Origin of the sequence: Sporosarcina sp. 179-K 3D1 HS, assembly GCF_047228905.1 — a bacterium.
GTDB lineage: Bacteria > Bacillota > Bacilli > Bacillales_A > Planococcaceae > Sporosarcina.
In genome coordinates this window covers 1-15649 of record NZ_JBFEGI010000006.1, presented here as the reverse complement: position 1 = coordinate 15649, position 15649 = coordinate 1, and the positions used below count along the sequence as shown (strand labels likewise).

The following is a 15649-nucleotide window of genomic DNA, read 5'->3' as shown; positions in this document are numbered from 1 at the left end:
TTATAAGTTGTTCCGGCCGCTGATAAATCCCGCGGAGCGATGATACATCCGGAGAACCGCTGATAATTCTTGGCAAGCGCTCATAAGTTGAAAGAGGCGCTCATAAGTTGTCCCGACAGCTGATAAGTTCTGCGGAGCGATCATACTTCCGAAGCACCGCTCATAACCCCTCGCATATTGCTCATAATTTGCCGCAGCCGCTCATAAGTTACTACCATCGCTCATACCTATTGTCAAGCGATCATAAGTAAAACCCTCAAAATTCAATTTTGAGGAAAACCATATTAAATATCAGACTTGTCTGATAACCTCGAGGGGGAGGGATGAGAATGATTTACAAAGAAAGAACGATGCCAAAAAAATTAATTGGTCAAGCTGCCTTAATGAGGCGGCTTCACCCGGATCATGCAAAATATCAACCGCTCCGGGAAAGCTATCGCAACTCAAAAGCGGGTTTTGGGGGAGAGCAGGATTTTGACAAGCATATGAAAGAATTCAAACCCCATTATCCATACGCCATCCTGCATGACATTTGCTTAAAACAGGAAGGAATCTATTTCCAAATGGATTCCATTTTAATTACCCCTGCCTTTATTTACATCTTTGAAGTGAAAAATTTTGGCGGGAAGATTTTGATCAAGTCCAAACCGACTCAATTCATCCGCGAGTTGCCGACGGGTGAGCGGAAAGTGATGAATAGCCCCATCGTTGAGTTGGAACGCAAACAGTTCTTACTTACAAATTGGCTAGCCGAGAGGAAAATCCAACTGCCTGTCAAAACACTAGTAGCCTTCGCCTTTACGAACGAATTAATGATGGAAGAAGAGCTGGAAACTAAAATTTTATTTACGAATGAAGTACCGAATCATCTAAGGACAATTCCTGTGGAAAATGAATTAATAAACAAAGATGAGATTCAAAGATTAGCTATTTCATTAAGAAATCATCATCAGGAGTATGATCCCTTTCCAATGATCGAGACGCTAAGCTTATCACGGGACGATATGTTGCCGGGAGTCATCTGCCCCTCTTGCGGCTTCCGAGAAATGAAATGGACTCAGAAGAAATGGCAGTGCCCGCATTGCAATTATGCAAGTACGGCTTGTCATCTTGATACATTGGCCGACTGGAACTGCCTTGTCAGTAAACGAATTACAAATAGCGAATTCCGTAATTTCGCATGCGTCGAAAGTTCGCACATCGCCAAAAGGCTGTTACAAGGCTCAGGCCTTTCCAAAAAAGGCGAACGCCGCGGCGCGCACTACGTCTTGGAAGAATAAAACTCCTCATAATTCGGCGCTTCACTCCGTGTGAAGCGTTTTTTAAAATTAACAGCAAACCACTTCGTGAGAGCTGATAACTTCCGCACAACGCTGATATTTCGATTTCAGCGCTGATACCTCCATTCAAGCGCTTATAACCTCCTTCCACCGCTGATACTTCCATTCAATTGCTGATAACTTCCGCCCAGCGCTGATACTTCCGTTCTAACGCTGATAATTTCTATCCAGCGCCGATACTTCTATTCTAACGCTGATATCTCCCGCCCAACGCTGATACTTCCGTTCAAGCGCTGATACTTCCGTTCAAGCGTCGATACCTTCCGCCCAGCGCTCATATCTCAGATCCACCGCTCATAACCGCGCCATCCCCTTACCCTATCAATCTCCCACCCCACAAAAAAACCGCCTTCCCCAGGCGGTCACTACGATCTCAAAACTTTTCCTTATCCTTCTTCAACCGCGGACGGGAACGCATGTCGGATTCGAAGCGGCGGAGCAGTTCGCTGCCGTTGAGGCCTTCGCTAATCAGCTCTTCCAGAAGTTGTTCGGCATATTGGGAGCGGGCCCGTTTCAGACGGCCTTTCAATAAAACCGAAATATTGTCGCCAATTTTTTTGACCGCTTCCACGGCAACGCGGAAGGCAGCCGGCTCGTTTTCCGGATAGGAAATGACCACTTTGGCTTCCAGTAGTTCATCGGCGGCCTTCCACTTTTCAAACGTTTCCTGATATTTTTCATCAATGAACAATTCAAGGACCCACATATGGTGGCTGTTCTCCTGATTTATGATGATCCCGTCAATCAGTGGGAAATCCTTCACTTGATCGTCGTCCAAAATACTGACGGATAACATTTTAAACGTCTTCATTGTCGCCACCTCCTCTTTTTCTACAGTATACCATAGCTCCCAATCCGGTAAGGAAAATGTGCGAAAGTCGAATTATCTGATAAAGCGAAAAAATTGGCGAAAGGCGGCAGAGTATGATGGAACGCTAATTCATTCCAAAAAAGCGACATTCAAAATCCTGATTTGCTAGTGAAAAGCGGGGCAAAACGCCGTTATGGGACTTTGCGTGAATGAAGCCTCACCGCTTATGATGAAGGCAGTTCACAAAGAAGGGAGGGACTTACTTGAACCAGGTTGCACTCGTGGGACGCCTTACGAAAGACCCCATCCTGCGGAAATTTTCGGAGGGGCGGCTGCAGACGAGTTTCGTGCTAGCCATCAATCGAAATTTTAAGAACCAACAGGGAGAGGTGGATACGGACTTTGTTCTGTGCACCGTGTGGGGAAGGACAGCGGAAAATACGGCGAAGCATTGCGGAAAAGGATCTTTGATCGGCGTTGGCGGGCGGATCCAGTCCAGGACATACGAGCGGGCGGATGGGAAACGTGTGTATGTCACGGAGGTTATCGGCGATGATATCCGTTTTCTGGTGACAAAAAATCGGACTCATGACAACCTGTATGGTGAACCGGATGCTAACGAAGCGCCTTCGTCGACGAATGAGGATGCAACAGAACATTTTCAATTGCCCGACAAGGAAGTGGAAGGACTACCGATTTTCTGATCGGCGGCCAAGATACATAGCGTCGTCGAGAATCGTTAGGAAGGAGAGGGCAGGGCCGGTCTGCAAGCCGGGTATGGTTAAAGACAACTGAAAATGGAAAGAGAAACGGATGGGAATAAGCAACAAAATGGTCTTGACAGGGTGGGATCTGACGAGGCCAACTAGAAACGCCATGAACCGTGACTATCAGGGGTCCGAATCATGGTGATAATGGGTAACAACAGCTTATATCAAAGAGGGGCGGTATTTCCGCCAATAAAAAACCGGACAAACTGGCGGGGGAGACTGCTTCCCCCGTCAGCCAATCCGGCACTAATGGAAGGGTGTATCAAATGCGTACAATCGAAAAGGAAGTTCTTCGGATGGAACTGCAGATCGGGCAATTGATCAACATCATCGCAAACCTCAATGAACGGATCGGCCACTTGGAAGACGAGAGACGGAAAAACAGGCCGGCCACTGTACATAAGATTCCGCTTGCCCGACGTCAATGATCAAAGGACAAGAGATCCTCCAGCTCAGTATCGGAAAGCTCGGTCAACCACTGGCTCGACTGGATCAATTCTGCGGAAAGCTCCGCTTTTTCAGCAAGCATTTTATCAATTTTCTCCTCGATCGTTCCAATTGTCACAAACTTATGGACGTGTACGAACTTTGTTTGGCCGATCCGGTAGGCCCGGTCGGTTGCCTGATTTTCGACAGCTGGATTCCACCAACGGTCCGCATGCAGGACGTGGTTTGCCCGGGTCAGATTCAAGCCGGTCCCTCCCGCCTTCAACGACAAGAGGAAGATGGGGAATTCACCGTTTTGGAATGCCTCGACAAGATGATCCCGCTGCCCTTTCGGCATGCTGCCCGTCAGGAAAGGGACATCAATGCCGTATTGTTCCGATAGGCATTGGCGAATCAGCTGCCCCATGCCGATGTATTGCGTAAAAATGAGGCATTGTTCCCCATTATCCGCAATGTCGGCAGCCATCGTGACAATCCGGTCGAGTTTGTCCGATCGTGCGAGAAGCTGTTCCGCGCGTGCAGTCGGCTCTTTCAGGAACAAGGCGGGATGGTTGCATAATTGTTTCAAACGGCTGAGCATTTTTAATATCAGCCCTTTTTTCTCGAAGCCGGTTAGCGTCTGCAATTTGAACTTCGTTTCCTCGAGAAAGCTTTCATACAACGCAGCCTGTTCGGCCGTCAACGGACAATACTCATTCTGTTCCAGCTTCTTCGGCAAATTCAGTTGCAATTCAGGGTCATTTTTCGTACGGCGCAATAAAAACGGCCGGATTTTCGCCCGCAGTTTCCGTTTGTCGACCTCCGAATCATCCCGCTCGATCGGAATGATGAAATTGTCCGTGAACTTGCGGAAGCTTCCGAAATAGCCTTTATGAATGAAATCGAAAATAGCCCACAGTTCGGACAGCCGATTTTCGATCGGTGTCCCGGTTAACGCAATATGATGCCGCCCATGCAGTTTGCGGATTGTGCGCGATTGCTTCGTCTGCATGTTTTTTATATTTTGTGCTTCATCGAGCGTGATGCTTGCAAATTCGATTTCGGAGAGCGTTTCCCCGTCTTGCGAAGCTGTCCCAAATGTCGTCAGCACGACATCCGGCTTTTTTGATTCCAATAATATTTTAAAGTTGTCCTCTTTCGCACGGGCTGGTCCATAATGCGTATGGACCGAGAGCGAAGGGGCAAACCGCTCGATCTCTTTCTGCCAGTTCCCAAGAACACTTGTCGGGCAGACGATCAATGACGGAGAGTTCGTCTCCTGCTTCCGATGGACGTTCAACAAATAAGCGATGAGCTGCACTGTTTTCCCGAGTCCCATATCATCCGCGAGACAGGCCCCGAATTGATTCGCACGCATGAAGACCAGCCAGTTGTAACCTTCCACTTGATATGGGCGCAAGCTGGTATGCAAGTCATCGGGAATACCCGCGTCAGGCAATCCCTTTTTATCGGATAGCATTTCCATGTAATTGCGAAGCGATTGCCCCATCGTGAATGCAAACAGAGGATCATCCGAAAGGTCATCGTCTTCCAAGGGGACGATCTCTTCAGGCACTTCCTGAAACAGCAAATCCTTCACAGTCCATTCACCGGCATCTGCGCGGTCCATCAACTCCCGGATTTTCCGTAGCCAAAGGGGATCGATATGGAACCACTCATCACCCGAGCGGATATATTCCCGGTTTTCATCGACGAGCTTGCGGAACGTCTCCCGGTCGATTTCCTGGTTGGCAAGCGAAAAACTCCAATCGAAGGACAGCACTTCATCCAGACCGGTTGCTGATTTGTAAGAAGTGACTCCCGCAGTCGTCCGAATCCGCATTTTCGATTCAGTCACCGACTTCAACCAAGCGGGAAGGATGACAGGAAATCCGAACGTCTGAAAGAGCGGCAAATCGTTTTGAATGAACATCCGGACATCGGCATCAGCCATCTCAAATGATAGAAAGCGGTCGCCCGGCAAGACATCCACTGAGCTGAGGAAGGACACCATTTCAGACTGCCTTTTCAAAATATCCTCCGCAAACGGCTTCCATTTCGATGGAAGAGCATCCAAAATGGCTGAGTCCCTTTTTCGGACGGCAGGAACCCAGTGCGACCCTCTTTCACTCACTAGAACGGTTTCCAAAAGCCATTCGGAATCGGTGTCCATTTCCGGTTCAGTCAAACGCAAAGCGACACGGATCGGCAAATTCCCTGTAGATTCATCGGGCCAGCCGTATGTCTGCAAATGAGGGAGTAAGGTCGAAAGTTGTTCGGGATGGATGCCAAGGTCCATCACTTTACTTTCCAGCGCAAGCTCGATGAAGGCGGCCGCTTCATTCGACAGCCCGACCTGTTCCGCATGGATTCGGAATTTGTCCTCTTCAATTTCAGTGTGGGCCCATAACTCATTATTCGACCAGGCAGAGGCCGCTTCTCGAATGGCATGGAGAAGGTCGTCGTCATTGTCTGTCAATCCTTCGACCTTTACAAACGGGTGCAATTTAGAAAAAGTGGAAAGCAGCTGGTCTGGCCGAACTTTGACCGCGTCCTCTGTTACATTGGCGAGCAAACCAAACAAAGCTTGCTCTTGATTGAAAAACAAATAAGATGCGAGTTGATCGGAGGCCACCTCGAAACCATCCGAGTCTTGCGCCGAAACGGCAAAAAGATGATCCCCCTCCCGTTGAATAGCCAGACGAAGTAGAAGGTTCAATGTTTCGTTCATAAATTCAGATTCCCTTTCTCCATTTCTTCCATTAATGCGCGAAGACGGCGGTATTTGTCGCGCACAGTATCGATATAGCGGTTCCAGAAATCAACTTTTCCGCTTTTTTTCGAGCCCGCCTTCATCTTTTTAAAAATGCGGACGGCGGCACGGTAGCTATGTCTGTTCTTTTCATTAATGAACCGCATGGCGTATGTGTGAAGGAGGGGCAACACAGCAGCAGGATCTTCTGCCAATGCGATCTTTAGACCGCCCACTTCGGCCTCCTCATACGTAACACGAAATCTATGCATTAAGGCGGCCCATTCCGAAAACCGATTACTCTCAACTAAGAAATCGGCATAGACATCGACCCCGGCCTTGCCGTATTGGATGAACAGCGCTTCCCGATCCTCATCCGGAAAATCGGCCGTCTCCAATAAGCCGTCCAGATGGCGGATGAAGGAAGAACTGTATGCATAACCGGAGGCGCCGCTGACAAATTCGCCAAGATGCGGAAGCAAAGCCTCCATAATGATCGTCAGCGACTCGATCTCTTCTTCCTCTTCGGCAAGGTCCGCCAAAGGAAGCCAAACCGGAACTTGAGCCGCATCCAATTGGGCGACTGCCTGTCTCAACTCATCCTGGTTGCCTTGAAGGAGATAAAATAGCGCGGCAAACATCCGGGATTCGACCGTTTCGTTATTTCGGAGAATTATTAATTCAGCATCGCGGGAAGAAGTTTGCACAAAAAGCTGCTGCCAAAAAAGGCGATACACGTAAAAACGTTCGTTCAATAGTTCATCATTGAACACAGCAAACGCCCGTACCATCTCTTTTAATCGGTCGTGAAATACATCTGCTTCGAACAATTTCGGTTTGGATCCGATGGAACGGACGGAGTCTTGCAGTTTCTCCAATTGCTCGGACAACCAGTTTTTCACATACCATTTCCCATAATGGAAGGACAGGTTATCCCCCTGTAAATGTCCGGCAATATACGGCCAAGCAGCATCCAGTAAATGCAGTCGGTAATATAATTCAAAAAGCGGCTTCCATTCCCATTCAAAAGGGGAGAGCGGCTTCATTTTCTGTTCAATAAGATTGCTTTCATGAATGAAGACCCCGGGATTTTCCTTCAATTCAAAATGACGAAGCGGGGCGGTTAAACGAGACAACACCTGAATCCACGCATCCGGCGTCCGATCGAAAACCGACAAGGCCATTTGCTCCGTCTCCATTTCGCGCCATTCGTGCAGCCAGTCTGTGAGCGAATGGAATTGGGAAAAGAGATGGAACACGACGGCGATTCGGTGAGAACACCAGCCGGGCTGTCCGCATGTGCAAATCGCTTCCATATTTGGAAAAGACAGCAGGACCTGTTCTTCCGTTTCCTCTGTCACAGTCGCAGTGATTTCTCCAGGCGTTACAGTGAATCGGTAGGGTCCCACCGCATTGCGCCGGACATCGGACGTGGCCCGTCGGATTTCTTGCGCTTCTACCGGGACATCGGGGCGAAGGGCATGTTTGATTTCATCCAGAAAAGTTTCAATTTCTTTTTCGTGTAAATAGGAAACACGTTCAACGGTCATGTGCATCGGACCACTCCCTAAGAAAAGCATTCCTTTCATTATAACGCTTTTCGGTATGGTCCGTAAAAGAACTTAATCCGCTTTCCGATCTTTATCCCGTTTAAAAATCAAACTAAGCATCGCTTTGTTCGAATTCAAGAAAATGCGACGGTCTTTTTCTGTCAACGTAGAAAGTAATGCTACAAACTCCCGCAACTCAGCGGACTCCTCAAAAAGTTCGCGATGCCGGTCGATGAAGCTGTCCATATAGCGTTCTTTCAGCTCATTCGTTTTGATCGGTTGGTTCTCTTTGTCCTCACGCACGGATTTCAAGGGTTCCCCCATGATCATGGCCATGAAATAATCGGTAGGGATATTAAAGGTTTTTTGGACGACCGGCAGAAGATCTACTGAAAATCCTCGCTCGTTCCGTTCATAGTTCGATAAGGTTTCCGGGGAGAGGTTTAATCTATAGGCTGCTTCTTTTTGTCGCATGTGTAAATATTCTTCCCGATATTCTCTGAATTGTTGTCCGAAATGCATAGTGACATCCCCTTTTTTCCACAACCGTACGCAAGAAATAAAGAAAGAGGGGTAAAACCAACAAATCGTTGAGTCGAATTAAAGAATTGTTGGTTTTATAATAAAAATAACCAATAAATGCAAGAATAGTAGGTATATTTGTTTAATTTTAAATTGATTATTTATTCACAAGCGAAGAGGAGTGAGAGGGTGGAAAAATTTGAACTGTATGTACCCAATTTAAGAAATTTATTGGAAAATAAAAGAGGATGCAAAGGGGAGCGTGCCAAGCTTTTAAAAGAAATGCTACCAGAGATGAATGCGGTTTTTCTGCCGGAGGAAAAGAGGTTATACATAAGCTCCTTGACGTACGGCAATGTCCACTTTCAGCTGGTGTCCTTCGATTTGGAAAACGACAAAATCACGTTCCAAAGAAGAAGTGGGAGTGCAGGAGATGGACACCGCTGGATCTTTGAGCTGCTCTCTACCTTACAGTGGGATTTTCTCCCGAAACAGATGTCATATGTCATGGAACGCCCGCCGCAGCATATAATAGAAGAGAAAACGTAAAAGGCTTCATCAATCCAACGCGACATCCCTACGAATTGAACGATTTGTAAGCGATTCCACTCACACATTGGACACAATTGTGATAGAATACTAATAATCGGAATATTCGATGAAGGAGGGGAGAAAGATGCTAACCGTTCAACGCATGAAGCCATTCCTGATGAGTCAAGAGGATTTTCGACTCCGCCTTGTGTTTGCATACCAATACTTCTCCATCCTGAAAGGGGAAGAAGTCTTTCAATTCATACCGTCGGAGGGAAAGGAAATTGTAGTCAACCTGAATAGCCTACAAGTCGAAAACCTGGGAGAAGTGTTTGTCTTCCAACGGGGAAGCCGTTTCATACGCCTACCACTTTATCAGTTGCTACTTATCTCGGATCTCCACGTACACTTGTCAACCATACTCGAGGGGGTGGTAGAAATCGCAACAGATTCCGTGATGCCGAAAGAAGTAGCGAAAGAAGCGGAAGGAATCATCGTACAATTAGAAATGGAAAACAAATGGCGCATGATCGACTTCGCACTCGAAACCAATGACCGACAACTATTCAACGAACTGACGGAAGGAATGCAGTAACATTGAAAATAAGCCCATAATAAAACACCTGTCGTGTAATTTACCGGTAGGTGTTTTGTTTTTTGTATTTTAAATGGGTCATAACTGGGGCAGGCGCTTATAATTCTCCTCAACCGATCATATTTTGAGAGAAGCGCTCATATCTTTCCGCAGCCGCTCATAAATACGTGGGAGCGAACATAATTCCGAAGAAAAGCCCATAACTCCCCGCAAGTGATGATAAGTCTGTAGAGCAGCTCATAACATTCATCCAGCGATGATAAGTCTGGAAAAGCGCTTATAACTTTCATCCAGTGATGATAAGTCTGAAGAAACGCCCATAACTTTCATCCAGCGATGATAAGTCCGGAGAAGCGCTTATAACAATCAACAAGCGATCATAACTCTCGAGAACGCGCTCATATCTCCCATCAACCGCCCATAACCCCAAAACTCGTCCTGCTCAAAACCCCGTCATCTCGTCAAAAAATGCAATCCTATTACAAATATCGTAGATCCTGTCAAACCGAACAGGAAATCCTGCCAAGTGAGTACGAACTTTTCGTCTTTATTCATAAAAAATCGCCCCTTTGTCGATTTCCCGGGAAATAAAGGGGGGATCTCCCGGGAATCGTGTTCTATGATTAGGATAGCCAACTAGCTTGGATGGTAAACCAGCTTGGCACAAAAATTCGCTTTACAAAATATTTCCAAAACACTTACCCCGAAACGAGCCAAAACCCTTTCATCTTAAAAAAATCGCTCCAAAATCCCTATAGCCTCCAATACGCCCCACGACCCGCAAACATTGCAAATCCTGCATATTTTGCTAGAATGACAGTAGCGGAAATATCGAAACTAACATCGCTCACGTGAGCGCAATTACTAATTTAGCCCATTGGCAGCAGGAAGGGATCATGGCATGTTCTTTGATTACAGATTTTGGCGATACCTCGTGAGTCCGCATGAGTTAGCGGCCCAGTTGCAAACTTCCACGATGCACAGCTACCGGAAGCGAGTCGTAGCGGTCTTCCTACTCGGTGTGTTGTTGTTCGCAACCCGCGAAATATGGGGAATGAACACAGAAAAACTGACAGCGCTCCTATCGACAATGACAATTGTCGATTACACGATCGCCCGTTACGTTTCACTGTTCGGCATCCTGCTATGGGCCATTCTTTACATGGCCTTCCACTATTGGGGAGTCGCATACATACTTCACCGCATCACCTCGATCCCATTCAAACAGCTGTTGCCCTTGCAATTACTCGCGACGGGACTCCTGTTAATTGAAAAATTACTCGTGTTTTTGGTCTTCGCATTGCAAGGAGAGACGACCTCAGTGTCATTTCTGTCATTCGGGCCGTTGGCAAACACCTTTCTCGATAACTGGTACATCATTTATTTCCTGAACCAATTGACCGTGACGGGAGCCGCAATCGTGGGTATCCAGTACCGTTTCATCCGTTCCTATCCGAGTGAAAACGACTGGTATCGAATGCTGCCCGTCCTGATCGGGCTGCATGTAGCAATGGCTCTCATTACAGCAGCCGTCGGTTTCATTCCGGTCGAGGAATGGTTCCACTCGCTCGTCGGAAGGGGTGTCGGTGAATGAATAGAACGATGAATCTTCTAGTTGCTGTCGGAATCAGCGCATTTCTTGCATGCAACCTCTATTTGCTGTTTTCCTCGAAAAGTGTCATTCCGAAATCAATCTATGTCAATCAATACGAACATATGACAAGCGGGGAGCATAGCGAAAAACTGGCGAAAGAGGGCCTGGTCGCTCCAATGGAAGTGTACACCGTCTATGTCAGTGCAGACGAGGTGGTTGACACCTGGGAAGTGAAGGAAGGCGACTACGTCTATCCGGGTGATGAAATCGCCACGTTGCAAACTGCACGAGCGGAAGGGCAGCGTGCCGTCTGGGAGGCGGAACGCGAAGCGCTCATGACGCAAAAGTCGGCAGTTGTAAGCTTGATGAACTCACTCGAATCCGACCGAGATTCGGCTAAATCCGACAGCTCGTCCAATGTCCGTAGGTCGGATAATGCCAAGGAAAGCAATGAAGATACAAGCGTTGAAGTCGGACTGAACGTAGACGTGCAAGTTGATGTCAAACAGGATGGCTCTTATGCCCAAGCAATCGCGGCGGCTGACCAGGAATTGGCGGACATCGAAAGGCAGCTCGTCGTTGTTGAAACACAGCTGGCGCAAAACCCGTCCCATCCGGCGTTGGTCAGTCCAGTGGAAGGGGTCATATCCCATGTGATGCGGACCGGTTCCACCATCGCTGTCGATATTTATAGTTCCCAAAAAGTGGTCGTCACCTATGCGACTAATGAGGAATGGCAGCAGATCGAGCAGGGGGACCGGGTGCTCGTCCAAGGGAGCAATCTCGGAACCGCAGTCGTCGGTACGGTCCTATCCGTCTCCCAAACACCTGCCATTCCGAACCGTTGGCTGGATGCCTATCAAGCGCTCGGCTCCGAGAAAGTGAAAAATCCGCTTGCTTACTATGAAGTGCGGATCATGGCCGAAACGGATCTGGAAACGACGCCGTTTGGGGTGAACCTGAATGCGGTCGTCATGGTGAATGAAGCACCGGATTCTATTTCCGTGAAGGAAAGCTGGCTTGTGAATAAATTAAATGGCCAAGCATCCACATGGGTGATCGACAATGAAGGCTTTGCCAAGAAAGTGAATGTTACGACGCCGTTCAGTTGGAAATCCCGGGCGGTCGTAACACAAGGACTCCAGTTGGGCGATGTTGTCGTGTCCGCAGAAGCATTACGAAAATATAAAGGCGACCCGCGTATATTCCTCCCTATGCCAACCGATGTCCCGACCAAGTCGGAATGGAAGGCGTTCGGCTGGAGAAATTATATTGAGTATATGGTTCTGAAATAATAAAATCCCTGCTCACGCGGGGATTTTTCTTCGTAATTGGAGGGTAAAAGGAAGGAAAGTAGGGTAATAGAAAGAATAACTATTAACAACAAGAGATTTTCCAACAAAAGGATGTGAAATAATGACCAATGCAAGTCAGCGCGCCATTGATTTATTAGAAAGAAAGCCGTTACAACAAAACTGGGGGGCCCGAAGAGCGGCGAGAAATAAAAAATATACGAACTCGCCCATTTTGGCAAGCGATTATGTCGTTCTTGATTTTGAAACAACAGGCCTGCGAGCGGGAGCTGATCGGATCATCCAGATTGGGGCCATCAAATATAAAGATCACGAACAAGTCGACATGCTCAATTCCTTCATTAATCCGCAACGCCATATTTCCGACACCATCACCCGATTGACAGGAATCTCAAACGAAATGGTTAAATTCGCTCCAACCATTGAAATGAAGTTACCGGAACTGTTGGATTTCCTCGAGGATTTGCCGATTGTCGCCCATAACGCATCATTCGATATGGGCTTCCTGTATGCACTCGATAGCATCGAAGGCGTCGAAATTCCGCAGTATAGAGTGATCGACACAGTCAAACTGGCCCGGAAAACGATTACTCAAACACCGAACCACAAACTGACGACCTTGACCCAATTCCTACAACTGGAACACGACGCCCACGATGCGATAGGGGATTGCCTAGCGACGGCTGCCATCTATCAATATTGCTTCAGCCGGAATATCTAAAAAATTTCCCATACTCTATTCTATCGACGATGCCCCAAATGCTATGATGATAGAAAAGAGATAACAATGGGAAATGAGGGCTAGGAAATGAAGGAAAGAGTGTGGGCAATGTGTTTTGCGTTCATCATCAGTTTTGGTATCGGAATGTTGACGGGCGAGGCGGCAGAAAGAAAACAAGACCGGTATGTCGGACTGCATGATCGTCTCCTGCCGATTGAAGACGTACGCGTCATAGACAACAATACAAAAGTCCCGCTGGCAGATATCGCGAAGTATCTATATCTTCCCTTATCGGAAGAGGACGGTGCCATGCACATCCGGAAACGGGGCTTCGACATCAGCTACGACTACAAAACGAAGCAAACGACCAAAAACGGAGTGGAACAAAAAGGGGCGCCCATCACCGAAGTCGATGGCAAGCTATACATCAGTGTCATCTATATCGCAAAGGAAGTCGGCTTCAAAATCGAGTACTTTCCAAAACTGAAAACGCTTCGGATCTATCGGGATGACTACCCACATATGTCCCACACGGACTACGAAAAACAAATCCAAGCCTTGTTGAATAAAAAGCCAGCCATCAAAGCGAACGTCTACCTGACATTCGACGACGGGCCAAATCAATACACGACCCTTAACACGGCGACACTCGAAAAGAACAACGTCCAAGGAACATTCTTTTTCGTTGGTAAACATATGAAAAACAACGAAAAGATCGTCAAGGCGACCGCTGCGGGCGGCCATTACATCGGCAGCCACAGCATGACTCACGACAAAGACAACATCTATAAATCCACCAAAAGCTTCATGACGGAAATGAATGAAGGGATCCAGCTCATCCAAACGATGACAGGCCAGGACTCCAAATTGCTGCGTGTCCCGTACGGCAGCAAACCTCACGTCACTCCCGCCATGCGAGTGGAACTCAATAAACGCAGCTACAAAATGTGGGACTGGGACGTCGACTCGAACGACTGGAAATACACCGACAAACAAACCGATGCCATTCTGAAAAACGTCCAAGTCGGCGTCGAAAAAGCCTACAAATCCGGTGACCGCGACATCATCATCCTAATGCACGACCGCAGCCAATCCGCCAAAGCCCTGCCGGCTATTATTGAATGGCTCCAAGCGCAGGGGTATACGATTAAGAAGTATGAACCTGACCATCATGTGATGCAGAACTTTCATAAGGACAGTAAACTGTGAAACCGCCTGAAGGGCGGTTTTTGTGTTGAGGGTGTGGGTTGGGATGTTGTGAGGTTTTGAGGGAATGTTTTGAAGTGGTGTTTGAGCGTTGCGAGGTTTGGTAGAAACGTTTCGAGGTGATGTGGGTGTGTTGTGAAGTTGGCTAGAAGTGTTTCGAGGAAGTGCGAGAACATTGTGAGGTTGAGTAGAAATGTTTCTAGGCAGTACGAGAATATTGTGAAGTTTAGTCAAAATATTTCGAAGTTCCTCAACACCCGGTGCACGAATCTGCTATCCAAGTTACCTTTCCTGTATAATCAACCAAGAGACAACAAACCTAGAAAGGGGGAGGGCCTCCAATGTGGAAAATATACAGCCTGCTCACCATCGCCATGTTCATATGGGGATTCAATCTGCCGCTCCTCAAATACCTCATCACCGTCGTCAGTCCAGTAACAATGACGAGTCTACGAATCTTCATGGCCGCCATCACCGTATTCATCATCCTGTCGGCCTTAAAACTTGTCCGCCTGCCAACCCGTAGCGAATGGAAATTCGTCCTCCTCGGCTCGCTATTGAATGTTGTTCTGCACCATTATTTCCTGAACATCGGGCTCGTCCGCACCACCGGAACCAACGCAGGCCTCATTCTGGGGACTGGGCCACTTCTTACTGCCGTTTCCGTCGCGGTGATCCTACGAAACTATCCATCGAAAATTCAATGGCTCGGATTGGCCTTCGGTCTCGCGGGTGTCAGCTCCGTCGTCCTGGCAAGCGGCGGCGTAACCGGACTCGCATTAGGCGATGCATTCATTTTTATAGCCATCATAACCCAAGTGCTTTCATTCCTGGTCATCGCCAAGGCCGCCAAAACGTTGGATCCACGCCTGCTGACCGCGTACATGCTTTTTTTCGGAAGCCTGATGCTATTCGTGATCAGTCTCATCCAGGAACCCGGTGAAATTCGAGCGTTCGCCACGGTTCCGCCGGTCTTCTGGCTCGGCATCGTGGCAAGCGCCATCTTCGGAACCGCCGTCGGACATATGCTCTACAACTACTCCGTCGGACAAGTCGGCCCGTCCAAAGCCGCTATCTTCATCAATCTGAACACCCTGTTCTCCCTGATCGGATCCGCCATCTTCCTCGGCGAACTCATCACCGCCCGCCACCTAGTCGGGCTAGTATTGATCGTCACAGGCGTTATCCTAGGATCAGGCGCCGCAGAGGATTTGTGGAAGAAACGTAAGGAGAAGAAAGAATTGATCGAACCGAATTGACCTGGGGAAGCGAGGGCAATTCGGTTTTTTCGTTTCGAGGTATTTCGGTAACGTTTCGAAGTACAGAGGAAACGTTATGAGGGGGGGCAGAACCGTTTTGAGGTCCACTGCAAATGTTATGAAGTGTTTCGGTAACGTTTTGAAGTAGAGAGGAAACGTTGTGAGGCGGTGCAGAAATGTTTGTAAGCGTCAAAAGATCCACACCTTCATAAGAAGACGTGGATCAGATAAGATAAGTTTATTCTTTTGGAAGCCTGCA

The 15649-nt window shown here is 47.8% G+C and carries 14 protein-coding genes; 10 read left to right on the top strand and 4 right to left on the bottom strand.

What is annotated here, in order from left to right:
• Nucleotides 1–329 precede the first annotated feature (329 nt).
• Nucleotides 330–1280, top strand: coding sequence for a nuclease-related domain-containing protein (locus tag AB1K83_RS09495; protein WP_413057952.1), 951 nt, complete (start codon nucleotides 330–332; stop codon nucleotides 1278–1280).
• Between the two features lie 433 nt (nucleotides 1281–1713).
• Here AB1K83_RS09495 and AB1K83_RS09490 read toward each other — a convergent pair whose 3' ends face one another.
• Nucleotides 1714–2151, bottom strand: coding sequence for a YwpF family protein (locus AB1K83_RS09490; protein WP_413057951.1), 438 nt, complete (start codon nucleotides 2149–2151; stop codon nucleotides 1714–1716).
• 263 nt (nucleotides 2152–2414) lie between these two features.
• Here AB1K83_RS09490 and AB1K83_RS09485 point away from each other — a divergent pair, with 263 nt between their 5' ends.
• Both AB1K83_RS09485 and AB1K83_RS09480 read left to right on the top strand, forming a co-directional pair.
• Complete coding sequence (locus AB1K83_RS09485) at nucleotides 2415–2855, top strand: single-stranded DNA-binding protein (RefSeq protein ID WP_413057950.1); 441 nt, start codon at nucleotides 2415–2417, stop codon at nucleotides 2853–2855.
• A gap of 332 nt (nucleotides 2856–3187) precedes the next feature.
• Entirely contained in the window at nucleotides 3188–3349 is a 162-nt protein-coding gene (locus tag AB1K83_RS09480; RefSeq protein ID WP_413057949.1) for a hypothetical protein, read from the top strand.
• Here the strand turns inward: AB1K83_RS09480 and AB1K83_RS09475 are convergent.
• The 3 genes from AB1K83_RS09475 to AB1K83_RS09465 all read right to left on the bottom strand — a co-directional run bounded on the left by AB1K83_RS09475 (nucleotide 3343) and on the right by AB1K83_RS09465 (nucleotide 8171).
• On the bottom strand, nucleotides 3343–6078 hold the full coding sequence (locus tag AB1K83_RS09475; protein WP_413057948.1) for a DEAD/DEAH box helicase: 2736 nt from the start codon (nucleotides 6076–6078) through the stop codon (nucleotides 3343–3345). The two genes, AB1K83_RS09480 and AB1K83_RS09475, sit on opposite strands and share 7 nt — an antisense overlap.
• On the bottom strand, nucleotides 6075–7649 hold the full coding sequence (locus AB1K83_RS09470; RefSeq protein WP_413057947.1) for a hypothetical protein: 1575 nt from the start codon (nucleotides 7647–7649) through the stop codon (nucleotides 6075–6077). The genes AB1K83_RS09475 and AB1K83_RS09470 overlap by 4 nt, the downstream gene beginning before the upstream one ends.
• A gap of 72 nt (nucleotides 7650–7721) precedes the next feature.
• Nucleotides 7722–8171 (bottom strand): helix-turn-helix domain-containing protein, encoded by a 450-nt coding sequence (locus AB1K83_RS09465; RefSeq protein ID WP_413057946.1) that lies wholly within the window; start codon nucleotides 8169–8171, stop codon nucleotides 7722–7724.
• A gap of 189 nt (nucleotides 8172–8360) precedes the next feature.
• Here AB1K83_RS09465 and AB1K83_RS09460 point away from each other — a divergent pair, with 189 nt between their 5' ends.
• From AB1K83_RS09460 to AB1K83_RS09430, 7 genes are all read left to right on the top strand, one after another.
• The gene (locus AB1K83_RS09460) at nucleotides 8361–8720 is read left to right on the top strand and encodes a hypothetical protein (RefSeq protein WP_413057945.1); all 360 of its coding nucleotides are present in this window, start codon (nucleotides 8361–8363) and stop codon (nucleotides 8718–8720) included.
• A 127-nt stretch (nucleotides 8721–8847) separates the two neighbouring features.
• Nucleotides 8848–9297 (top strand): transcriptional regulator, encoded by a 450-nt coding sequence (locus tag AB1K83_RS09455; protein WP_413057944.1) that lies wholly within the window; start codon nucleotides 8848–8850, stop codon nucleotides 9295–9297.
• Nucleotides 9298–10198: 901 nt separating this feature from the next.
• The gene (locus AB1K83_RS09450) at nucleotides 10199–10891 is read left to right on the top strand and encodes a hypothetical protein (RefSeq protein ID WP_413057943.1); all 693 of its coding nucleotides are present in this window, start codon (nucleotides 10199–10201) and stop codon (nucleotides 10889–10891) included.
• Nucleotides 10888–12186 (top strand): efflux RND transporter periplasmic adaptor subunit, encoded by a 1299-nt coding sequence (locus tag AB1K83_RS09445; RefSeq protein ID WP_413057942.1) that lies wholly within the window; start codon nucleotides 10888–10890, stop codon nucleotides 12184–12186. The genes AB1K83_RS09450 and AB1K83_RS09445 overlap by 4 nt, the downstream gene beginning before the upstream one ends.
• A gap of 121 nt (nucleotides 12187–12307) precedes the next feature.
• On the top strand, nucleotides 12308–12925 hold the full coding sequence (locus AB1K83_RS09440; RefSeq protein WP_413057941.1) for a PolC-type DNA polymerase III: 618 nt from the start codon (nucleotides 12308–12310) through the stop codon (nucleotides 12923–12925).
• An 87-nt stretch (nucleotides 12926–13012) separates the two neighbouring features.
• The gene (locus AB1K83_RS09435; RefSeq protein ID WP_413057940.1) at nucleotides 13013–14134 is read left to right on the top strand and encodes a polysaccharide deacetylase family protein; all 1122 of its coding nucleotides are present in this window, start codon (nucleotides 13013–13015) and stop codon (nucleotides 14132–14134) included.
• Between the two features lie 338 nt (nucleotides 14135–14472).
• Nucleotides 14473–15390: a DMT family transporter gene (locus AB1K83_RS09430; RefSeq protein ID WP_413057939.1), complete on the top strand. Its 918-nt coding sequence runs from the start codon at nucleotides 14473–14475 to the stop codon at nucleotides 15388–15390.
• Nucleotides 15391–15649: the final 259 nt, after the last annotated feature.